This is a genomic window from Nocardia sp. NPDC049149, from assembly GCF_043197455.1.
Taxonomy (GTDB): Bacteria; Actinomycetota; Actinomycetes; order Mycobacteriales; family Mycobacteriaceae; genus Nocardia.
In genome coordinates this window covers 489,787-511,313 of sequence record NZ_JBICTD010000003.1, presented here as the reverse complement: position 1 = coordinate 511,313, position 21,527 = coordinate 489,787, and the positions used below count along the sequence as shown (strand labels likewise).

Genomic DNA, 21,527 nt, shown 5'->3' with positions numbered 1-21,527 from the left:
TCACGGCGTGACCAGCAGGCTGGCGACGATGCTTCGGGCACGGCCTGCGGCGGACTTCTCGCCGATACGCAGTGCGGTATTGGTGGCGGAGAGCACCGCGTCGATCTGGAATGCGGCGAATGCGGCGTCCACATCGGCGATTTCGCCCTCGTCCACTGCCTCGCGCAGCTCGCGTTCGAGGGTGCGCAACCAGGCCCGCTTGGCATCGAACAACGCGTCGTGCACCGGACCCGGCCTGCTGTCCTGTTCCGCCGCACACGCGACCCAGAAGCAGCCGCCGGTCAGCACGGGCGTCTCGACATAGGCCAGCCAGCTGTCGACCAGTGCGCGCAGCCTGGCCACGCCGTGCGGCTGCGGCCTGGCCGGCTGGACCACGTGGTCGACGAACAGCTCGCGCGCGTAGTCGATGGTGGCCAGCTGCAGCGCTTCCTTCGTCTTGAACAGCGTCTGGATGCCCGCCTTGCTGAGGCCGGTTTCGGTGGCGAGCCTGCCGAAGCTGACCCCCTCCAGCCCGTCCAGCGAGGCGATATCGGCCGCCTGCCGCAGCACCGTCTGGCGCGTCTTCGCCCCGCGGAGCAGCCGCTTGTCGGTGGTGTCGGCGGGCCGATGCCGGGGGAGCATGGCAGATTCGGGGCCGCTTTCCATACGGTCGATCGTACTCAGGCGGCATGGGGTTCATTCGTCGAGGAAACGCAGCAGTTCCGCGGTCACGAACTGGGGATTCTCCTCGACGAGCCAATGCCCGGCGTGCGGCACATCCACCCCGCGCACGATGTTGGTCATGCGTGGCGCCGCGGTGGCGCGGATGGCGTCCAGCTGCCCCTGGGCGGACATGAGCAGGGTCGGGAGCCCGACCGGCGGTGCTGCCACGGTGTCGCGGACGTCCTTGTCGAGCGCGCGGTAGAGCTCGAAACCACCCGACAGTGCCTCGGGTTTGCCGTAAGTCCTTGCGTACTCGGTGATCTCGGCGTCAGTGAACGGTGATCGATCCGAGGTGCCGCCGAATGCCGTTCCGCCGAAAGAGACCTGAGGGTAGAACAGTGTCAGGTACTCGCGGACATCGTCGCGGACCACCGCCTCCGGCACCCGTCGCTGCGAGTGGAAGGCGATATGCCAGCTCAGAGATCGGTAAGTCGGCGCATCGATCGCCGGCCCCGGCAGCGGCAGATCGAGGTAACCGAGACGCGCAGTGTCGGTGGGGAATTGCGCCGCGTACTGGAACGCGACGGCAGCGCCGAAGTCGTGCCCGATCACGCGGGCGTCGCGCACCCCGAGCCGATCGGCGATCAGCGCGTGCACGTACCGCGCCAAGGTCGCTTTGTCGTAGCCGGTCGGCGAGCCGGTGCTGTCCCCGAGACCGGGGAGGTCGATGGCATAGACGGTGTGCCGCTCGGCGAGCGCAGGCATGATCGGCCACCAGCCGTACCAGGTCTGCGGCCAACCGTGAATCAGCACCACCGGCGAGCCGCTGCCGCCGGTCACGTAGTGCATTCGGACGCCGTCGACGTCGGCGAACTCGTGCCGAAAGTTCTTCGTGAACTGCGGATCATCTTGGGTGGCAACGGCATAGGACGGTGGTTCGCCGGTCGCCGACGTCGAGCACGCTGCGGTGCCGATCGTGAGCGTGAGAGCGAGCAGGACGGTCGCCAGTGTCCGTGTGGAGCGGCGGGCCGACGGTGCTGTGGTGATCATGTGTTCCTTTGCTGGAGAAGGGGATTCAGCGCCCGGCGGCGCCATCGATCAGTTCCCGGAGAATGTCCGCGTGGCCTGCGTGGCGGCCGGTCTCCTCGATCATGTGGGCGAGGGCCCAGCGGACGCTCGGCGCGGCACGCCCCGGCCGGGGGATCGGTGCGCCGAGATCGGTGCACCCGTCGAGAACTTCGTTCGCGCGCTCGACCGTGCGCCGATAACGCGCGACGACGTCGGCCACCGTGTCCGTCGGCGCGGCCCGGAATGTTGCCTGCCAGTCAGTGACGTTGTCCCCGAGGAACATCGAGCGCTCGACGAAGGTGAGATGGGTGAGCAGGCCGAGCAGGTTCGTGCCGGAGGGTACCGCGGCGGTGCGGACCTGCGGTTCGGGAGCGCCCGCCACCTTCGCGGCAATCGAGGTCCGCAGATAGTCGAGGAAGCCGCGCAGCGTTTCGGTTTCGTTGCGTCCGGTCCGCGGCGGCGGAGTGTCCCTGCGGCGGGTGGTGGTTGGCATCGTGGTCTCCTTCCGGTCGAGACGTTTTCAGCATCACCGGCCCAGTCGTGATCTGGCACGAAAAATTGCGGTTCTGGCAAGATGGCCGCATGGACCCAGGGACCGAAGACGTGCTCGACGCCGTGGGACCGCGGCTGCGTGCGCTGCGTCGCGACCGCGGCATCACCCTGGCCGACCTCGCCGCGACGACCGGTGTCTCGGAGAGCACCCTGTCCCGCCTCGAGAGCGGACAACGCCGAGCCACCTTGGAGCTGCTACTCCCGCTGGCCCGCACCTACGACGTTCCGTTGGACGACCTCGTCGGCGCCCCACGCACCGGCGATCCCCGAATCCATCTGAAGCCGATCCACCGATTCGGCATGACTTTCATCCCGCTGTCCCGCCGCCCCGGTGGGGTGCAGGCATTCAAGATGCTGATCCCTGCGCAACCGGAACCCGTCGAGCCTGCGCTGAAGACGCACGAGGGCTTCGAATGGCTCTACGTCCTCAACGGTCACCTTCGACTGGTCGTCGGCGCGCGCGACCTCACGCTGCCACCCGGCGAGGCAGCCGAATTCGACACGTCCTTGCCGCACTGGCTCGGCAGCGCCGACGGTGGCGCAGTCGAAGTGCTGATCCTGTTCGGCACACACGGGATGCGTGCTCACGTGCGCGCCGAGCCCAACACCTGATCAGGAAATATCCGGTGTGCTTCGCCGATTGTGTGTTTGGATCGCGACAGGAACGGCGTAGCCGGTTCGAGCGAAGGCGAGGTAGCGCATGTCCTACGAGGTAGACCCCCGCGTCGATGTCTATATCGACGCACTACCCGAGTGGCAGCAGGCGATCTGTCAGGAGGTGCGCGAGTTGGTGCACGCCGCGGACCCCGAGGTCGTCGAGACGATCAAGCGGACGGTGCAGCCGTATTTCGTGCTCGAGGGGAACATCTGCGCGCTGCTCGCGGCGAAGACGCACGTCAATGTGTTTCTTTACGACGGGGCCATCGTGCCCGATCCCGAGGGGATCATCACCGCAGGGCACGAGAACAAGACGGCACGCACCGTCGCTGTTCGCGAGGGCGAAAGTGTTCCCGCCCCAGCGCTTCTCGCGATGTTCAAGCAGATCATCGCGAACAACCGAGCCGGTGGGTGGCGCAAGCTGAAAGGCAAGGGCTGAGTCAGCCTGCGGCGATGTCGAGGGAGTCCGACGAGACTGGGTCCAGGTCGGCGGCGCCGACGGCGGCGCGCCGAGACAAGGCAGCGAGCACCGGTAGGCGGGCATCGCCCAGCGACATGGCGTGATTGCCAAGGTGATTGGTGACGAAGGCGACGGAGAGACCGAGGCTCGGGATCGCGATACCGCCGGAGCCGCCGATACCGAAGTGGCCGAGCGCGCGCCTGGTGAGGGTGGTGCCGACGATGCCGCGGTGGTAGCCGAGCGCGAAATGCGGTGGCGCGCCGAGGACGTAGTCGAAGCGGCTGCCCGGCGGCATCTGTGCGATCAGGTCGGTGGTGTCCTTGCGCAGGAGTCGACGATGCCCGACCATGCCGTCGTTGGCGATCGCGCCGTACATCCTGGCGACGGCCCTTGCCGTGAAAACGCCGTTCCAGCTGGGCATGATCGCGTCGTAGGGCTGCTGGCCGAGCGTCATGTCGGCCCAGCCGTCGTAGATCGCGCTGCGCGCCGAATGCACCGAGCGCAGCGAGGCGAAGGGAGCGATCATCCGATCGAACGGCACCTTGGCGACGCCGAGTCGCGGGGACAACGCGGCCAGGCGATGGCGTTGGTGGTGCGGAACGCCGAACCAGAAGTCGTTCTCGCCCAACGGTTCTTCGAGTTCGGTGCGCACCACCTCGGTGAATCCGCGCCCGGTCACCCGCTGTGCCATCTCGGCGACGAGGGTGCCGAAGGTGAGTCCGTGATAGCCGGACGCGCGCAGCCGCAATGGATCCGGTGCGGACGAGGCGAGGGCGGCGGCCAACGCGTCGTGGTCGAGCAGGTCCGCCGGATTGTCGAGCAGTCCGCGGACGCGTTGCAGTCCGGCACGATGGTTCAGCAGCTCGCGAACCGTGATGTCCTGCTTGCCGTTTGCCGCGAACTCCGGCCAGTACGTCGCCACCGGTGCGTCGAGCTCGAGCAGGCCACGCTCCAGCAGCCGGTGCGCGATCGTCGCCGCGACACCCTTGCCGGTCGAGTACGACAGCGCCATGGTGTCGGCGTGCCAGCGCCGGTCCGGGCTGGCCCAGCCCGCCCAGATGTCGAGCACCGGGGCGCCGTTGAGGTACACCGCGAGCGCGCCGCCGCCCTGCCGCTTGCGCCGGAACAGCGCGAAGAACTTCGCGGCTACGGCGGTGAAGCGGTCGTCGACGATCATGTGCCCGGTGTTCGGCGTGCTGTCTGAGCTCGCTGAGGGCATGGGCAGACTCCTTTGTCCGGTTCGCCAGCCAGGCCGATAACACTTGCAAGCAGCCTGCTAACACTCGACGGTAACGTGTGTCAGTTGTCGAGTGCAATGCTTCTGGCGTGGTGCACAGCCGCCGCTGTGCACCTTTGTCTACCCTGTCTGGGTCAGCTGTGCTTATGTGAGGTCGGTCACAGTCGCGGATCCACCGGCTCGGATTCCAGTGCGAGCACCGCGAATACCGCCTCGTGCACCCGCCACAGCGGTTCGCCCGTGGCGAGTCGATCCAGGGCCTCGAGGCCGAGGGCGTACTCGCGCAACGCCATCGAGCGCTTGCGGCCGAGCCCGCGCGTGCGCAGCCTGCGCAGATTGGTCTCGCGCAGGTACTCCGGGCCGTAGATGATCCGGAGGTACTCGGGACCACGGCATTTCACGCCCGGCTGGACCAGCCGCCCCGAACCCTCCTTGCCGCCGCGGACCAGTGCCTGGCGCGGCTTCACCACCATGCCCTCGCCGCCCGCCTCGGTGAGCTCGGTCCACCACGCGGTGGCGCCGGCCTCGCTCGCCGGATCGCTGAGATCCACGAACACCCGACCGGTCGGCGCGAACAACTCGGCGTCGGCCGCCGCCAACCGGTCGATCCGGGTGAGGTGCCAATCATGGTCCCGCACCGCATAATTCGAGCCCTCGGCGGCGAGGATCTGGAACGGCGCGAGCCGCAGCCCGGACAGTCCGTCGACCGGCCAGCAGTAGCGGCCGTATGCGGTGGTGAAGGCGGCGGCGTCCGCCGCCCGCGCGCCGGTGCGCTCCGCCAGCTCCGCGACATCGAGCCCGCGCGCCGCGACCGAGGTCAACACGGCGTCGGCGGCGCCGAGCGCGGCCCGCGCCGCGGCGCCGACGGCCGCGTACTGGTTGCGCAGCAAGCCGATTGCCTTCGCCGACCACGGCATCAGCTCGGCATCGAGCAGCAACCACTCGCTCTGCAGCTCGTCGAACAGGCCCGCCGTCTCGGCGGCCGCACGCACCCTGGCCAGCAGCGCCTCGGTCTGTGCGCGGTCGTCGAAGAACGGACGGCCGGTGCGGGTGTAGAGCACACCGGTCCCGCCGTCGTCGACGCCGAACCGGTCCCGCGCCGCCTGCGCCGAACGCGCCACCAAAACCACAGCCCGCGAACCCATGTGCTTCTCCTCGCACACGAGCTGCTCGACGCCTTCGGCGCGGTAGTACGCGAAGGCTTCCGCCGGGTGCTCCAGATACCCGGGCAGCTCCGAGGTCGCGCACGGCGCCATCGTCGGCGGCAGATACGCGAGCCACCGCGGATCGATCGCGAACCGGCTCATCACTTCCAGTGCGGCGCAGGCGTTTTCCTCCTGCACGCCGACCCGTCCGTGATAGCGGGTTTCGACGACCCGGCGGCCGACGACATCGTCGAGGTCGAGCACGCCGGGGTCGCGGCGGACGACACCCTCGGCGGTGCTGATCGTGGTCGCCTCGAGCGGCCGCACCGGCTCGTACCACACCTGTTCTGCGGCAACCGAAACCGGCACGCGCTCCGGGTAACGCAGCGCGGAGAGCCTGCCGCCGAAGACCACGCCGGTGTCCAGGCACAGTGTGTTGTTCACCCACTGCAGGTCGAGCACCGGGGTGTGCCCGTACAGCACGGTGGCGCGGCCGCGGTAGTCGTTGGCCCACGGGTAGCGCACCGGAAGGCCGTATTCGTCGGTCTCCCCGGTGCTTTCGCCGTACATGGCGAAGGACCGGACGCGTCCCGACGCGCGGCCGTGGTACTCCTCCTTCAGACCGGCGTGCGCGACGACGAGGTTGCCGCCGTCGAGGACGTAGTGGCTGACCAGCCCGCGACAGAACTCGTGCGCCGCCTTGCGGAAGATCTCGTCCTCGTCGTCGAGCTGCGCCAGCGACTCGGCGAGCCCGTGCGCCACCCGCACCTGCTTGCCGTCGAGGGCGCGCACCAGCTTGTTCTCGTGATTGCCGGTGACGCACAGCGCGGTTCCCGCCGCCACCATGCCCATCACGAGGCGCAGCACGCCCGGTGTGTCCGGGCCGCGGTCGACGAGGTCGCCGACGAACACCGCGGTGCGCCCATCCGGGTGCCTGGCGCCGACCGCGCGGCCCGCGTCGTCGCGGTCGATGCTGTAGCCGAGTTCGCCGAGGAGCGTTTCCAGTTCGGCGCGGCAGCCGTGCACGTCACCGATCACGTCGAACGGGCCGGTGAGTTCCCGCTTGTCGTTCCACGCCTTCTCGTCGACGATGGTCGCGGCGTCGACCTCGGCGACGCCGCGCAGCACATGCACCTTGCGGAAGCCTTCGCGCTCCAGCCCGCGCAGGCTGCGCCGCAGCTCGCGCTGCTGCCTGACGACCACGTGCGCACCGAGTGCGGCCCGATCCGGTCGAGTCGCATTGCGTTCCAGGCACACCGAATCCGGCACGTCGAGCACGATCGCCACCGGCAGCACGTCGTGTGCCCGCGCCACCGCGATCAACTCCTGGCGGGCCTTGGCCTGCACGTTGGTCGCGTCGACCACCGTGCGCAGGCCGCGCCGCAGCCGGACACCCGCGATGTGGTGCAGCAGCGCGAACGCCTCCGCCGTCGCCGACTGGTCCGTCTCGTCGTCGCTGACCACACCGCGGCAGGCATCGGAGGAGACGATCGCCGTCGATCGGAAGTGCTTGCGCGCGAACGTCGACTTGCCCGAGCCGGTGCTGCCGACCAATACCACCAGTGCCAGTTCCGGCACCGAGAGCTCCGTCATCACGCCGCCCCTTCCCGCGTCGCGGACACTGCATCGGACTTCGTGAAGACCGCCATCTGCGTCGGCGCCCCCGACTCCGGATCCACCGTTCCGATCGGCACGAAACGCACCGCGTAGCCGTTGCGCGCCGCCACCGCGTCGGCCCACGCCGCGAATTCCGCACGGGTCCACTCGAATCGGTGATCGGCGTGCCGGAACTCGCCGGCTGGCAAGGTGTCGAAGTGCACGTTGAAGTCGGCGTTCGGCGTGGTGACGAGCACCGTCTTCGGCGCGGCCGACGCGAACACCGCATGCTCCAGCGCACCGAGCCGCGGCAGGTCGACGTGCTCGATGACCTCCATCAGCACCGCGGCGTCGTAGCCGCGCAGCCGTGCATCGGTGTAGGTGAGCGCACCCTGGACCAGGCTCAGCCGCTGGGCCACCCGTTCCGGCTGCCGGTCGAGCCGCAGCCTGCGTTCCGCGATCCGCAATGCCCGCATCGACACGTCGACGCCGACGATCTCGGTAAACGTCCGGTCCGACAACAGTTCCAGCAACAGCGCGCCCTCCCCGCAACCGAGGTCGAGCACCCGCTGCGCCCCCTCCTCGTGCAACGCCGCACGCACCGCCGCCCGCCGCGTCACTGCCAATGACGGTGTGCGCGTGGTCGTTTCAGCCGCAGCGCCGCCCGTCGGCTTGTCCGCATCGCGCGCGGCGGCATCGCCCCCGTGCTGACCCACATCGGGAGCGCCGTCGACGGCCGCGTTGCTCGCGTCGTCGGGGGTGTCTGAACTGCGGTCGGCGGTCGGACTGCCCGCAGCAGCGACCACGTTGCCCGTGTGCCGGCCAGTATCGGGAGCGCCGCCCACGATCGAGCTGCCCGCGTGTGTGCCGACATCGGCGGTCGGATTGCCAGCGGCTGCCTTCGCCTCGGCGACAGTGTTATCTGAAAGGCTTGCGGTGGTGTCACTTTCGTCCACCACCTCTTCGACGGCGTCGAGCAGTTCCGGCTCCACCTCGTCGACTTCAGCGAGCCGAGCCAGTGCGGCACGCACCAGCGACTGTCGGCGCGCCAAGTAGCGCCGCGTGATCCAGCCCCGTTCCGGGTGCTCGGCCAGCCAGCCGCCGCCCGCGCGGATCAGCTTGTCCACCTCGTCGGCGGCCAGCCAGTAGTGCTTGGCGCCGTCGAGGACCGGCAGCAGGACGTACAGGTGAGAGAGGGCATCGGCCAGGCGAAGGGTGCCGGTCAGCGTGAGCCGGAGGTGATGCGAATCGCCCCAGTCCGGGAACGCCGGGTCCAGTGGCAATGCGGTGGCGTCCACTGCCCAGCCGAGCGGCGCGAAGATGCGCTCGGCCACCTCCGGCCCGCCCTTGCACGGCACTGCGGGCAATTCGATGCGCAGGGGCAGTGCGGTCTCCACCAACTCCGGGCGCAGCGTGCAGCGTCCGTGCAGCGCGGTGCGGAACACCGCGCCGATGGCGACCGACAGCAGCGACGACGCCGCATACGGCCGATCGTTGACGTACTGGCCGAGGCTGAAATCCGGTGTGCTGCCGGACCTTCCACGCACCAGCCGGATCGGGTCGACCTCGAGCAGCAGCGCGGCCGTGCACCGGGCGGCATTCGCCTCCGGATACACGACATGCGCGGTGCCGTACGACTGGTCGAACGCCTGCACCCGGTCGGGGTTCTTGTGCAGCAAGAAGCCCAGGTCGGTCGCCGGCCAGTCGGCGCCCTCCGGAGGTGTGCAGGTGATAGTCAGGAGCATCCTGCGATCGTCGCCCAGCCGGACGACCGTTCGCAAGGAAGTTTCACCGTCAACGCTGGGACGTGGGTCCACAGAGACTCGGTGCTGTTCACAGCGGGCGCACGCTTTGTGAATGGTGGACAGGGTTTGTGGACCTGCGCGGGTGGCGCCGCCTACGCACTCGGATATGGCCAACGCCAGTCGGCGACCTCGGGGATGTCCTCGCCGTGCGTTCTGGTCCATGCGCGCGCCGTCCACCGTGCGTCCACCATCTCCTGGCGCAACCCGGCGGCCCGTTCACCCAGGCTCGGCACCCGATCGATGACGTCCATCACCAGGTGATACCGATCCAGGTCGTTGAGCATCACCATGTCGAACGGCGTTGTGGTGGTGCCGCGCTCTTTGTAGCCGCGCACATGCAGTCCGGCATGGTTGGTGCGGCGGTAGGTGAGTCGATGCACCAACCACGGGTAACCGTGGAAGGCGAAGATCACCGGACGGTCGTGGGTGAACAGGGTGTCGAACTCGCTGTCCGGCAGGCCGTGCGGATGTTCGTCCTGCGGTTGCAGCCGCATCAGATCGACCACGTTGAGCACTCGAATTCGCAACTCCGGCAGGCGTTCTCGCAGAATTGCCGCAGCGGCAAGGGTTTCCAGCGTCGGCACGTCACCGGCGCAGGCGAGCACGACGTCCGGGATGGTGCCGAGCTCGTCGTTGTGTCCGGCCCAGTCCCAGATGCCGATACCGCGCGCACAGTGCTCGGCGGCGTCGTGCACCGAAAGCCAGTCCGCCTGAGGTTGTTTGCCTGCCACCACGACATTGACGTAGTGCCGTGAGCGCAGGCAGTGGTCGTAGGTGGACAGCAACGTGTTCGCGTCCGGCGGCAGATACACCCGCACGATCGACGGTTTCTTGTTCAGCACCACGTCGAGGAAGCCGGGGTCCTGATGGGTGAACCCGTTGTGGTCCTGCCGCCAAACATGGGACGAGAGCAGGTAATTGAGGCTCGCGATGGGCCGCCGCCACGGCACCGCCGCGCTGGCGTCGAGCCACTTGGCGTGCTGGTTGAACATGGCGTCGACGATGTGGATGAACGCCTCGTAGCAGGTGAACACCCCGTGCCTGCCGGTGAGCAGATAGCCCTCCAGCAGGCCTTGGCACATGTGCTCGGACAGCACTTCGATCACCCGGCCGGTGCGGTCGAGTTTCTCGTCGTGCGGCCCGATCTCGGCTTGCCAGTCGCGGCCGGTCACCTCGAGGATGTCCTGCAGCCGGTTGCTGGCCAGCTCGTCGGGTGCGAAGGTGAGGAAGTTGTCCGGGTTGTGCCTGGTGACCTCACGCAACCAGCCGCCGAGCACCCTGGTCGCCTCGTGCTGTGTCACACCGGGTTCGGTGACCTCGACGCCGAAATCGCGCCAGTCCGGCAGGACCAGGTCGCGAACCAGCGTGCCGCCGTTGGCCACCGGGTTGGCGCTCATCCGCTGATCGCCTTCGGGTACCTGGTACAGCAGCTCCGATACCGGCCGCCCGTGCTCGTCGAACAACTCCTCCGGGCGATAAGAGCGCAGCCACTTTTCCAGTACCGCACGATGATTCGCGTCTGAGCGCGCGGCAGGCAACGGCACCTGGTGTGCGCGGAACGTACCCTCGACCTGGTGGCCGTCCACGATCGGCGGGCAGGTCCACCCCTTCGGGGTGCGTAGCACGATCATCGGCCATACCGGGCGTGTTCCGTCGGCTCCGCTGCGCGCTGCCCGCTGAATCTGCGCGATCCGTTCCAAACAGGTGTCCATCGCGACCGCCATCGCTTGATGCACCGCCGCGGGTTCGTCGCCCGCGACGATGATCGCCTCGTATCCGTTGCCACGTAGCAGCGCAACCAGTTCCGACTGTGGAATACGGGCAAGGATGGTGGGATTGGCGATCTTGTACTCGTTCAGCGCGAGGATCGGCAGCACCGCCCCGTCGCGTGCCGGGTTGATGAACTTGTTGCCATGCCAGCTGGTGGCCAGTGGGCCTGTCTCCGCCTCTCCGTCGCCGACCACGCAGAACACCGTCAGGTTCGGCTGATCCAGCGCCGCGCCGAAGGCATGCAGCAGCGAGTAGCCGAGCTCACCGCCCTCGTGGAACGACCCAGGCGTCTCCGGCGCGCAGTGACTCGGCACCCCGCCGGGGAAGGAGAACTGCGCGAACAGCGCGCTCATCCCGGCCGCGTCCTGCGGAATATGGCTGTACAGCTCGGAATACGTGCCTTCCAGCCATGCGCACGCGTTCGGGCCAGGCCCGCCGTGTCCCGGTCCCGCTACGAAGACCGCGTCGAGGCCGCGTTGTCGGATCGCTCGATTGGCGTGCGTCCACACGAGATTCAGGCCTGGGACGGTGCCGAAATGACCGAGCAGTCGCGGTTTGATGTGTTCGGCCCGAAGTGGTTCGCGCAGTAGCGGATTCGCCATGAGGTAGATCTGCCCGACGGCCAGGTAGTTCGCGGCTCGCCACCAGGCGTCGATCGACACCAGCTCGTCGGGATCCAACGGCCCCGCGACCTCGGCCAGCCGGTATGGCTTGGGCGCGACGGTCTGACCATCGGTGCTTTCGACATTGTCGGCCGAAGTATCGCCACCTGCGCTTGCCATGTGGGTCATGTGCCGACCCTCCTCACGCTCGGGAACATCGGACGCGGCGCCGCAGTGATCGTCGGCATCGGGTGCTGCTGCCCCGGACCAATCGCCCACTCCGGACGGAGAATTCCCGGTCAGCCTACCGATCTCTGTCCCGTTCCGCGGGCGGTCGGCGCGCCGCACGACGGTCTGGAAACAATCGGTGACCTTCGAATCCCCGACGCGGTCACTACGAGCCGCACGACACCCATGATGGTCCTGTCGAGCCTGGCGGCCTCCGGTGGTCTAGGGTCCGCCGCATGCACACACTCGGCAGGATTATCGGGATCGGCACCATGGCCGCCGCGGCGTTCACTCTGGTCGCCTGTGGCTCGGACGACAAGGCGGCCTCGACCCCCACTTCGACCGCTTCCGCGTCGCCCGCGAAGCCCGTCGCGCCGACACCGGGCGCTCCGACCCAGAGCAAGGGCCGGGAATGCACCGCGGAGGACATCGGCGTGAGCGGCGATTTCGGCGCTGCCCCGAAGATCACCATTCCCGACAACTGCGACCCGCCCAAGCAACTGATCACCAAGGACCTGACCCCCGGCAGCGGGCCCGGCGCCGCGAGCGGCCAGCCGCTGACCATGAACTACGCGCTGGTCACCTGGTCCAACAAGCAGAAGCTGGACAGCTCCTTCGATCGCGGCAAGCCGTTCCAGCTCACCCTCGGCGCGGGCCAGGTCATTCCGGGGTGGGATCAGGGTCTGGTCGGCGTCCAGCAGGGCGCGCGCAGGCTGCTGATCGTGCCGCCGGACCTCGGCTACGGCGCGGGCGGCCGTGGCATCGCGCCGAACGAGACGCTGGTGTTCGTCACCGACGCGGTCGCGGTCGGAAAGTAGGACGCCGTCGCGGCCGGAACTACAGCGGCCGAGTGCAGCCCGCCCGGCCCGGTCTACTAACCTGGTCGGGATGCGTACGCCGCGTCCCTCGCCACCCGGCGGGTGCCGGGGTTCCCGGAGCGAGTCCGGGGCGATGGGGGATTGCGTCTCAACCAGAACAGACGACGAACAAGGAGCATGTCCGTGAAGAGCACCGTCGAGCAGCTGAGCCCGACCCGGGTCCGGATCAATGTCGAGGTGCCCTTCGAGGAACTGAAGCCGGACTTCGAGCGCGCGTACAAGGCACTGGCCAAGCAGGTCAAGATCCCCGGCTTCCGTCCGGGCAAGGCACCGGCCAAGCTGATCGAGGCCCGCCTCGGCCGCGGCGCGATCCTGGAGCAGGTCGTCAACGACGTGCTGCCCGGCCGCTACAGCGAGGCCGTCAGCACCGCAGAGGTGAAGGTCATCGGCCAGCCCGAGATCGAGATCACCAAGATCGAGGACGGCGAAGAGCTCGCCTTCACCGCCGAGGTCGACGTCCGCCCGGAGATCACCCTGCCGGCCTACGGCGATATCGCGGTCACCGTCGACGCGTTCACCATCGGCGACGAGGACATCGACGAGCAGCTGCAGTCGCTGCGCCAGCGCTTCGGCACCCTCACCGGTGTCGAGCGTCCGGTCCAGGACGGCGACTTCGTCTCGATCGACCTGTCGGCCACCGTGGACGGCGAGGACGTCCCCGAGGCGGCCACCACAGGTCTGTCCCACGAGGTCGGCTCCGGCCAGCTGATCGAGGGTCTGGACGAGGCGCTGATCGGCCTGGCCGCGGGGGAGTCGAAGGACTTCACCTCGAACCTGGTCGCGGGCGAGCACGCAGGCAAGGAAGCCGTTATCACCGTCACCGTGCAGTCCGTCAAGGAGCGCGAGCTGCCTGCGGCCGATGACGACTTCGCCCAGCTGGCAAGCGAATTCGACACCCTCGACGAGCTGAAGGACGACCTGCGCACCCGGGTCGAGCGCAGCAAGAAGGTGCAGCAGGCAGGCGAGATCCGCGACAAGGTGCTGGAGACGCTGCTCGAGCAGGTCGACGTGCCGCTGCCCGAGGCGGTCGTGCAGGCCGAGATCGACGCCGTCACCCACGACGCGGTGCACGGCTTCGACCACGACGAGGCCAAGCTGGCCGAGGCGCTCGAGGCGCAGGGCTCCAGCCGGGAAGAGTTCGACAAGGACGCCAAGGAGTCCGCCGAGAAGTCGGTGAAGACCCAGCTGCTGCTCGACGCCATCGCCGAGGCGGACAACACCCAGGTCGGCCAGGAAGAGCTCACCGAGCGGATTCTGTTCCAGTCGCAGCGCTACGGCCTGTCGCCGGAGCAGTTCATCCAGCAGGTGCAGCAGGCCGGTCAGCTCGGCGCGATCTTCGCCGACGTCCGTCGTGGCAAGGCGCTCGCCGGTGTGGTCGGCAAGGTCACGGTGACCGACTCCGCGGGCAACACCGTCGACACCGCCGAAATGTTCGGTGCGCCTGAGGATTCCGCTCCCGAGGTCGAGGCCGACGACGCGGCTGAGATCGAGTCGACCGAGACCGCCGCGGCGAAGGCCGAATAATTTCTATGGAAAACCAGCGCGAGTCAAGGCCCGGAACAGGGCTGATTGCGCTGTGAGCGAAGTAGGGCGGTACCGGGAGTTCGGTGCCGCCCTGCTTCGTTAATGTTTGTGACAACGAACCAGAGATGGCCGTCGGCCAGCGAGCCGGTATGAGAAGGCAGGTATCCGTGACAAGTAACCAGGCAGGGATCGCTATGGCGTCCGCGACTACTGGTCTCAACCTCAGCGATTCGGTCTACGAGCGACTGCTCAGTAATCGCATCATCTTTCTCGGCACGCAGGTAGACGACGACATCGCGAACAAGATCTGCGCGCAGATCCTGCTGCTGACCGCGGAGGATCCGACCAAGGACATTGCGCTCTACATCAACTCGCCGGGTGGCTCGGTCACCGCCGGTATGGCGATCTACGACACCATGCAGTTCGCCGAGTGCGATATCGCCACCTACGGCATGGGCCTGGCCGCGTCGATGGGCCAGTTCCTGCTCACCGCGGGCACCAAGGGCAAGCGTTTCGCCCTGCCGCACGCGCGGATCATGATGCACCAGCCGTCGGCGGGTATCGGCGGTTCCGCCGCGGATATCGCGATCATGGCCGAGCAGTTCGCGCACACCAAGCGTGAACTCAACGAGTTGCAGGCGCACCACACCGGCAAGTCCGTCGAACAGGTCACCATCGACGCCGACCGCGACCGCTGGTTCACTGCTCAGCAGGCGTTGGAGTACGGCTTCATCGACCGCGTGATCAGCCACGCGAACCAGACCAACGGCGTAGGCAACGACTAGGCGCCATCCGGACTCTTCGTCCGTTCCAGCGCAGCAGCCGCTTCCTCACACAGACTTTGGAGACCAAGATGGCCAACCAGTTTGACCCACGCGCACTCGGCGGCACGGCGCCGCAGAGCCCGCAGTCGCGCTACATCCTGCCGTCGTTCATCGAGCACTCGAGCTTCGGCGTCAAGGAGTCGAACCCGTACAACAAGCTGTTCGAGGAGCGCATCATCTTCCTCGGCGTTCAGGTCGACGACGCCTCCGCGAACGATGTCATGGCGCAGCTGCTCGTGCTCGAGTCGCTCGACCCCGACCGCGACATCACCATGTACATCAACTCGCCCGGTGGCTCGTTCACCTCGCTGATGGCCATCTACGACACCATGCAGTACGTGCGCGCCGATGTCGCGACCGTCTGCCTCGGCCAGGCTGCTTCCGCCGCCGCGGTGCTGCTCGCCGCGGGCACCCCCGGCAAGCGTGCCTGCCTGCCCAACGCCCGCGTGCTGATCCACCAGCCGTCGCTGGAGGGTGGCATCCAGGGTCAGGTCTCCGACCTCGAGATCCAGGCCGCCGAGATCGAGCGCATGCGTCGCCTGATGGAGACCACGCTGGCCAGGCACACCGGCAAGGACGCGGACACCATCCGCAAGGACACCGACCGCGACAAGATCCTGACGGCCGAGGAGGCCAAGGATTACGGGATCATCGACACGGTGTTCGACTACCGCAAGCTCAGCGCCCAAAAGTAAGGCATCGACCCGTCGTTTTCGGGTAGCCGGAAACGACGGGGCGGATTGCCTCGCCCGGCGGTGATTCGCTCTCACGTTGCTGTACCCCAGGGAAATCCGGCCGGGACGTATGCCAGTGGCATGCTGCCCGGCCGGACCGCTATCGAGGACACGCCCGCTCCGGAAACACTTAGGGAGTAGGCGTCGATGAATAAGCGGCCGGAGCACGACCAAGGCCGTCGAACAGACAGAACGCGCTCCGGTGCCGTGAGAACTCGCACAACCCGGCCGAGAAACATGCTCGAGTTGTCGACCTCCATCGCACACACCAGGTACGGTCAACCTAGGGACCTTTGCTCCCGGTTGACAGCACTGCGCCATACACGGAACCGGTCGACGCGTTTGCGACCACGCCCGAGGGCGGCAGATAACTGGCAACCTGGACAGACGGTTGCACGCGGACAAGGAAGTAGGGACCCACGAGATGGCGCGCATCGGAGATGGCGGCGATCTGCTGAAGTGCTCGTTCTGCGGAAAGAGCCAGAAGCAGGTCAAGAAGCTCATTGCGGGACCAGGGGTGTACATCTGCGACGAGTGCATCGATCTATGCAACGAGATCATCGAGGAGGAGCTCGCCGAGTCCAGCGAGGTCAAGCTCGATGAGTTGCCCAAGCCCGCCGAGATCCGGGACTTCCTGGAGAACTACGTGATCGGGCAGGACACTGCCAAGCGCACCCTCGCCGTGGCCGTGTACAACCACTACAAGCGCATCCAGGCGGGCGACAAGGGCCGCGACAGCCGCGGCGAGGTCGTCGAGCTCACCAAGTCGAACATTCTGATGCTCGGCCCGACCGGCTGCGGCAAGACCTACCTCGCGCAGACGCTGGCCAAGATGCTGAACGTGCCGTTTGCCATCGCCGACGCGACCGCGCTGACCGAGGCCGGGTATGTCGGCGAGGATGTCGAGAACATCCTGCTCAAGCTGATCCAGGCCGCCGACTACGACGTGAAGCGCGCCGAGACCGGCATCATCTACATCGACGAGGTCGACAAGATCGCCCGCAAGAGCGAGAACCCGTCGATCACCCGCGATGTCTCCGGTGAGGGCGTGCAACAGGCGCTGCTGAAGATCCTGGAGGGCACGCAGGCGAGCGTGCCGCCGCAGGGCGGGCGCAAGCATCCGCACCAGGAGTTCATCCAGATCGACACCACCAACGTGCTCTTCATCGTGGCCGGTGCATTCGCGGGCCTGGAGAAGATCGTCTCCGATCGCACCGGGCACCGCGGCATCGGTTTCGGCGCCGAGGTTCGGTCCAAGGCCGAGGTCGACACCACCGATCACTTCGCCGAGGTGATGCCGGAGGATCTGATCAAGTTCGGTCTGATCCCCGAGTTCATCGGCCGTCTCCCTGTGGTCGCCTCGGTGACCAACCTGGACAAGGAATCGTTGGTCAAGATCCTCTCCGAGCCGAAGAATGCGCTGGTCAAGCAGTACATCCGGCTGTTCGAGATGGACGGGGTCGACCTCGAGTTCACCACCGACGCGCTCGAAGCGATCGCCGATCAGGCCATCCTGCGTGGCACCGGCGCTCGCGGCCTGCGCGCCATCATGGAGGAAGTCCTGCTGCCGGTGATGTACGACATCCCCAGCCGCGACGATGTCGCCAAGGTGGTCGTCGACTCGGATACCGTCACCGAGAACGTGCTGCCGACCATCGTGCCGCGGAAGGCGCAGCGGACGGAGCGCCGGGAGAAGTCGGCGTAACCGACCCCACCAAGTTCTCGACCACACTGAATTACCAAAAGAAGCCACTGCTGATGCAGTGGCTTCTTTTGGTAGGTGTGGAGACCTGTCGAACGGGGTACCCCTCCTTCAAGGTTGAGTAGACAGCCCAGTTCTGGACGCCTAGCTGCGTCGGAGCGAAACGCATTGCCGGCCATCGAGTTCATGGGGCCGCGCGCGACAGGACCGAGGTCCTCATGTCGACCACTCTGACTTCCCCCGCAGCACTGATGGGTATCCCGTCGAGACCGGCCCCGCTGCCGCTCGGGCGTGCGGCGCCAAGCAGGCCCGACCCGGCGGATCGACTCAGCGTTTCCATCACCGCCCCGAGCGATGCCGTCACGTTGTGCGCCCTAGCAGGTGAGGTGGACTTCTACACCGCCGACCTGTTCCGCTCTCGGCTGATCGGGTCGCTGAACACCGCGGCTCCACTCGTGGTCATCGATCTCTCGCAGGTGACGTTCTTCGGCGTTGCCGGTCTGCACGTGCTGATCGAGGCACGCACCTGGGCCGGGCACACCGACCGCCGCGTCCGCCTGGTCACCGGCCCCCGCTGCGTCGACCGGCTCCTCGAAGTCGCTGGTGAGGCGGCCGATTTCGACACCGCGGCCAATCTCGCCGACGCCGTCCTGGACGCCGCCTGATCCCCACAGCTGACGAGAAGCGGTGGCGGTCACTACGATTCGATCATGTTTGCCCGCCGCCGCCTCGAGCGGAAGATCGACGCCCTGAACGTCAAGGTCGACGTGCTTCTCGACCACTTCGGGATCCAGCAACTTCCCGCGCTTCCCGTCGTCCCGATCAAGCCCGCGCCGGCCGCCGCGCATTCGGGGGCAGGCAGCTTCGCCGAAGTCGACGAACTCATGGCTCAGGGCAAGAAGATTCAAGCCATCAAGCGCTACCGCGAACTGACCGGCGCCGGGCTCAAGGAAGCGAAAGACGCGGTGGAACACCGCTATCCGTACTGAAAGCTCCGTATCCGACCGTGCCGCAGGCTGTTCCAGCGGCAGCGCCGCCCGCGTTCGTCACGCGGGCGGGTTTCCGGGGGAGTGCTCAGATTCGGGAGTTGGACGGGTTGCGGCCGAAGAGACCGGACAGATCGCGGTCGCGTTCGGTGGCTTCCGGCGGGGTGCCCGTCATGGGGTGCCTGCGGTCCTGGATTTCGAGAGTGGCGCGGGTGATGGCGCGGTCGTAGCGGGTGCTCGCGGCGTCGTGGATGAGCAGGGCGACGCCGATCATGGCGGGAGCAACGCCGTGCACGCCCGCGTCGAACCAACGCTGGTCACGGACGTGCGGGTAGGTGTTGAGGCCGATTGTCAGTGCGAGCAAAGCGAATTCGGCCATCAGTACCTGGCTGCGGCTGAGCTGCACGCCCCACTCGACGACCTTGCTCGTGCCGATCATGATGATCACCAGGCACACGCTGATCATCGCCTCGACGAGATAGCTGAACCAGTACAGCGGATCGGTCGGGCCGCCGGGCGCGATGTTGTGCTGCACGTTGACCGCCGACCACAGCATGCCTGCGACGACGACCGCGGCGAGCGCGCGTAACGACCAGGTGCGGTGCTGGTATAGCGAGGCTAGCTGCGCGTGTGGGCTCGATTCGCGGCGCTGTGCGGCAATCGCCTTGCGCGCCATCAGCACATCGCGAATGTCGGCCTTCTCGATCGACTCGCTGGTGTGCCGTGCGCGGTCGGCGGCCGCGGCCATGGCCTCGGCCTGCTTCCAGCGCTGGCCGCGGTCCTGCTCTCGAATGCGTTCGGCCAGTTCGCGTTCCTCGATCAACTCGGCTTCCGACAGCGCGTCGGTCAGCGCCGGATCGTATTGATACGCGAGGCGCCCGCGGGCCCGCTCCACGCGCAGCGCCAGCTGCGCGACATCGTCGATGGGATGTTCGTCGGGCATGCGGCTCCAAACTTGGTGGGCGGAACGAGACTCGACTGATCGCGGTGCGAACTGGGACTACTCGGGCACCGGCCGCCTGGCGGTGGCACGGTGACCGGGTAGATGATAGCCCGCGTGAGCCTCGTTGCACCCGGCATGCGGTGACAGGAGGTTATTCCGCCTCGCTGCGCATGTCGTCCTGGCTCCAGAAGGCGCGCATGCGGGTGATCTTGCCCGCCTCGTCGAACTCCATCACGTCGATCGGCGACAGGGTGAAACGGTGCCCGCCTGCCCTGGTGACGATGGTGAACTGGAAGGCCGCCTCGGTGCCTGCGATGCGCACGGTTTCCGGATTCAGCGCGGTCTCGCGGTCGAGCGCGGCGATGATGTCGTAGAACTCGCGGATGGCGTCGTGGCCGCGGCGGACCGGGGTGCCGACGGGATCCTCGACGGTCGCGTCGGGCGCGTAGAGGTCGACGATCGCCTCGGTCGGGCCTGAGCCGACCAGCTTGACGTACTGCTCGACCACATCGCGGATCTGCTTGGTCATCCGAACTCCTGCCGAAGTGAAACCTGTTCTAATTCGGCACCCTAGCAGCCCGCCTGCGGGGGCGGTCAAGGATCGGTTCCGCGCTGTCGTTGCGCAGACCGCGGCGATCGACGTGGTTCGCGCCGCTGGCAAGTCCCCCCGAAAGTTGGCATGCCCCCGCAGTCGTTCTTTTGTGGAAAACATCCGCACAAGGGGACACGGTGACGACCGGAAAACCGCTCGCGCCCGCTGCCGGGAATCGTCATTGATCCCCCGTGGTTCACCGTTGAACCTTCATCCCGCGCTGATGCTTTCGTTGGATTTGTCGCGGAGACCGGCATCGGTGTTACGACTTCTTTGCGGCCCGCCAAAGGATTCTTTTCGTCCGTTTCGTCCGCTGATTACTGGTTTCGACGGGACCGATCCAGGAAACTCATCGCTAACTCCACCGAGTCGATCCCGGTGTGTCGGCCTTGCGCTGCCGGTGAAGTGCTGTTTACTCGGTCCGGTCAACCAGATGTTCGAGTGACGAGTGGAAGCGGAGGAGACATGGCACTGCCTACCATGACCGCGGAGCAGCGCACTGAAGCGTTGGCCAAAGCGGCAGCGGTCCGCAAGGCGCGCTCCGAACTGATCGGCAAGGTGAAGGCGGGCAAGGTTTCGGTGGCCGACCTGCTCAAGAAGGCCGACTCTGATGAGCTGGTCAAGAAGACCAAGGTGGCCGCCGTGATCAAGGCGCTGCCGGGTGTCGGACCGGTGAAGGCCGCCAAGCTGATGGATCAGGCGGAGATCCCGGAGGATCGCCGGATCGGCGGGCTCGGCGCGCGTCAGCGTGCGGCACTGCTCGACGCCCTGAAGGACTGACGGGCGCTAGAGATCAGAGCGTGACCGGGGATCGAACCCTCACGTCGGTGGCGTGGCTGTGCCTCGCGAAGGACCGCCTGCTCGCGGTCCCAACGGCGTAGTTCAGCCCCCAGCCGCACAGACATGCAAACGCCCCACAGCGCCGAGACGGGCTGTGGGGCGTTGTCGTGTGCACAGGGGCCCATGTGCGCCGTGGGCGCTGCGCTCCGGGGTGGTCAGTCGCGTCGACGCGGCGCACCCGCCGGTCGACGGCGCGGGAACCGGACGTTGATCGGGTTCGGGTCCGTCAGCGGAATGTCGCCGCGCGGGGGCAGCAGGACCGCGGCGAGGCCGAGTGCGACCAGCAGGGCCGCGCTGACCACGCTGATCGTGAAGCTGACCGTGCTCTGCTCGGCAGGGCGGTGGAAGGCGTGATAGACGACGTGCGGCACGCTGAACGTCAGCCAGCCGATGCCTGCGACGCGCGCGACAGCAGTGCCGTTGAGGACGAGCGCGGCGATCGTCACCGCGGTCAGCGCGAGGAAGAAAGCGCCGACATCGCCGGCCAGATGATGGTTGTAGGGGCCGTCCACCGAGATCCACCGCATGCCGAAACCGGGGAAGCTGGTGTACCAGGAGTGCGGCGCGACGGTCGCCCACAGGCCGACGACGGCGCCCTGAACGGCCAAGACCGCCAAGATGATTCGGGTGGCGAGCAGGCGGCGGCGGTACTGTTCGAAGCGCATCCGCACCCGCAGTCCCTCCTGGGTGCCCTCTACTGAAATCCGCATCGGTCTCTCCGTTCCCCTCCGATCACGTGCTG

The 21,527-nt window shown here is 67.3% G+C and carries 20 protein-coding genes; 10 read left to right on the top strand and 10 right to left on the bottom strand.

The annotated features are described in order from the left end of the window. The 3 genes from ACGFNJ_RS13170 to ACGFNJ_RS13160 are packed head-to-tail and all read right to left on the bottom strand — an operon-like array spanning position 1 to position 2,203. Positions 1 to 645 carry a TetR/AcrR family transcriptional regulator gene (locus ACGFNJ_RS13170; RefSeq protein ID WP_393446805.1) on the bottom strand — a complete coding sequence of 215 codons (645 nt, stop codon included), beginning with the start codon at positions 643 to 645 and terminating at the stop codon, positions 1 to 3. Between the two features lie 30 nt (positions 646 to 675). After that, positions 676 to 1,692 (bottom strand): alpha/beta fold hydrolase, encoded by a 1,017-nt coding sequence (locus tag ACGFNJ_RS13165; RefSeq protein WP_393446803.1) that lies wholly within the window; start codon positions 1,690 to 1,692, stop codon positions 676 to 678. A gap of 25 nt (positions 1,693 to 1,717) precedes the next feature. Next, on the bottom strand, positions 1,718 to 2,203 hold the full coding sequence (locus tag ACGFNJ_RS13160; protein WP_393446801.1) for a DinB family protein: 486 nt from the start codon (positions 2,201 to 2,203) through the stop codon (positions 1,718 to 1,720). An 89-nt stretch (positions 2,204 to 2,292) separates the two neighbouring features. On the opposite strand from ACGFNJ_RS13160, the gene ACGFNJ_RS13155 reads away from it, so the two are divergent. After that, entirely contained in the window at positions 2,293 to 2,874 is a 582-nt protein-coding gene (locus ACGFNJ_RS13155; RefSeq protein WP_393446799.1) for a helix-turn-helix domain-containing protein, read from the top strand. 88 nt (positions 2,875 to 2,962) lie between these two features. After that, positions 2,963 to 3,358 carry a DUF1801 domain-containing protein gene (locus ACGFNJ_RS13150; protein ID WP_069166992.1) on the top strand — a complete coding sequence of 132 codons (396 nt, stop codon included), beginning with the start codon at positions 2,963 to 2,965 and terminating at the stop codon, positions 3,356 to 3,358. A 1-nt stretch (position 3,359) separates the two neighbouring features. Here ACGFNJ_RS13150 and ACGFNJ_RS13145 read toward each other — a convergent pair whose 3' ends face one another. The 4 genes from ACGFNJ_RS13145 to ACGFNJ_RS13130 all read right to left on the bottom strand — a co-directional run bounded on the left by ACGFNJ_RS13145 (position 3,360) and on the right by ACGFNJ_RS13130 (position 11,723). After that, positions 3,360 to 4,598: a serine hydrolase domain-containing protein gene (locus ACGFNJ_RS13145; protein ID WP_393446796.1), complete on the bottom strand. Its 1,239-nt coding sequence runs from the start codon at positions 4,596 to 4,598 to the stop codon at positions 3,360 to 3,362. Between the two features lie 176 nt (positions 4,599 to 4,774). Continuing rightward, entirely contained in the window at positions 4,775 to 7,354 is a 2,580-nt protein-coding gene (locus tag ACGFNJ_RS13140; RefSeq protein ID WP_393446794.1) for a polynucleotide kinase-phosphatase, read from the bottom strand. After that, positions 7,354 to 9,102, bottom strand: a complete 1,749-nt coding sequence (locus tag ACGFNJ_RS13135; protein ID WP_393446792.1) for a 3' terminal RNA ribose 2'-O-methyltransferase Hen1 — start codon at positions 9,100 to 9,102, stop codon at positions 7,354 to 7,356. Before ACGFNJ_RS13135 ends, ACGFNJ_RS13140 begins: the two co-directional genes overlap by 1 nt. A gap of 152 nt (positions 9,103 to 9,254) precedes the next feature. Then, a complete protein-coding gene (locus ACGFNJ_RS13130) occupies positions 9,255 to 11,723 on the bottom strand; it encodes a phosphoketolase (RefSeq protein ID WP_393446790.1) in 2,469 nt (822 codons plus the stop codon). 275 nt (positions 11,724 to 11,998) lie between these two features. On the opposite strand from ACGFNJ_RS13130, the gene ACGFNJ_RS13125 reads away from it, so the two are divergent. The 7 genes from ACGFNJ_RS13125 (at position 11,999) to ACGFNJ_RS13095 (ending at position 18,413) form a co-directional block, all read left to right on the top strand. Continuing rightward, positions 11,999 to 12,580, top strand: coding sequence for an FKBP-type peptidyl-prolyl cis-trans isomerase (locus ACGFNJ_RS13125; protein WP_393446788.1), 582 nt, complete (start codon positions 11,999 to 12,001; stop codon positions 12,578 to 12,580). A 183-nt stretch (positions 12,581 to 12,763) separates the two neighbouring features. Continuing rightward, on the top strand, positions 12,764 to 14,164 hold the full coding sequence (gene tig, locus ACGFNJ_RS13120) for a trigger factor (protein ID WP_393446786.1): 1,401 nt from the start codon (positions 12,764 to 12,766) through the stop codon (positions 14,162 to 14,164). A gap of 194 nt (positions 14,165 to 14,358) precedes the next feature. Continuing rightward, positions 14,359 to 14,949 carry an ATP-dependent Clp protease proteolytic subunit gene (locus tag ACGFNJ_RS13115; RefSeq protein WP_393446784.1) on the top strand — a complete coding sequence of 197 codons (591 nt, stop codon included), beginning with the start codon at positions 14,359 to 14,361 and terminating at the stop codon, positions 14,947 to 14,949. Positions 14,950 to 15,017: 68 nt separating this feature from the next. After that, a complete protein-coding gene (locus tag ACGFNJ_RS13110; protein ID WP_393446782.1) occupies positions 15,018 to 15,683 on the top strand; it encodes an ATP-dependent Clp protease proteolytic subunit in 666 nt (221 codons plus the stop codon). 463 nt (positions 15,684 to 16,146) lie between these two features. After that, positions 16,147 to 17,427 carry an ATP-dependent Clp protease ATP-binding subunit ClpX gene (clpX, locus tag ACGFNJ_RS13105; RefSeq protein WP_014982582.1) on the top strand — a complete coding sequence of 427 codons (1,281 nt, stop codon included), beginning with the start codon at positions 16,147 to 16,149 and terminating at the stop codon, positions 17,425 to 17,427. Between the two features lie 215 nt (positions 17,428 to 17,642). Beyond that, positions 17,643 to 18,089, top strand: coding sequence for an STAS domain-containing protein (locus ACGFNJ_RS13100; RefSeq protein ID WP_393446780.1), 447 nt, complete (start codon positions 17,643 to 17,645; stop codon positions 18,087 to 18,089). 45 nt (positions 18,090 to 18,134) lie between these two features. Continuing rightward, positions 18,135 to 18,413, top strand: a complete 279-nt coding sequence (locus ACGFNJ_RS13095) for a ribosomal protein L7/L12 (protein WP_393446778.1) — start codon at positions 18,135 to 18,137, stop codon at positions 18,411 to 18,413. Positions 18,414 to 18,498: 85 nt separating this feature from the next. Here ACGFNJ_RS13095 and ACGFNJ_RS13090 read toward each other — a convergent pair whose 3' ends face one another. Both ACGFNJ_RS13090 and ACGFNJ_RS13085 read right to left on the bottom strand, forming a co-directional pair. Further along, entirely contained in the window at positions 18,499 to 19,353 is an 855-nt protein-coding gene (locus ACGFNJ_RS13090) for a hypothetical protein (RefSeq protein ID WP_393446776.1), read from the bottom strand. Positions 19,354 to 19,504: 151 nt separating this feature from the next. Next, positions 19,505 to 19,882: a nuclear transport factor 2 family protein gene (locus ACGFNJ_RS13085; protein WP_393446774.1), complete on the bottom strand. Its 378-nt coding sequence runs from the start codon at positions 19,880 to 19,882 to the stop codon at positions 19,505 to 19,507. A gap of 528 nt (positions 19,883 to 20,410) precedes the next feature. On the opposite strand from ACGFNJ_RS13085, the gene mihF reads away from it, so the two are divergent. After that, entirely contained in the window at positions 20,411 to 20,725 is a 315-nt protein-coding gene (gene mihF, locus ACGFNJ_RS13080) for an integration host factor, actinobacterial type (protein WP_029895202.1), read from the top strand. A gap of 215 nt (positions 20,726 to 20,940) precedes the next feature. On the opposite strand, the gene ACGFNJ_RS13075 is transcribed toward mihF, so the two are convergent. Then, positions 20,941 to 21,495, bottom strand: a complete 555-nt coding sequence (locus ACGFNJ_RS13075; RefSeq protein WP_393446771.1) for a hypothetical protein — start codon at positions 21,493 to 21,495, stop codon at positions 20,941 to 20,943. Positions 21,496 to 21,527: the final 32 nt, after the last annotated feature.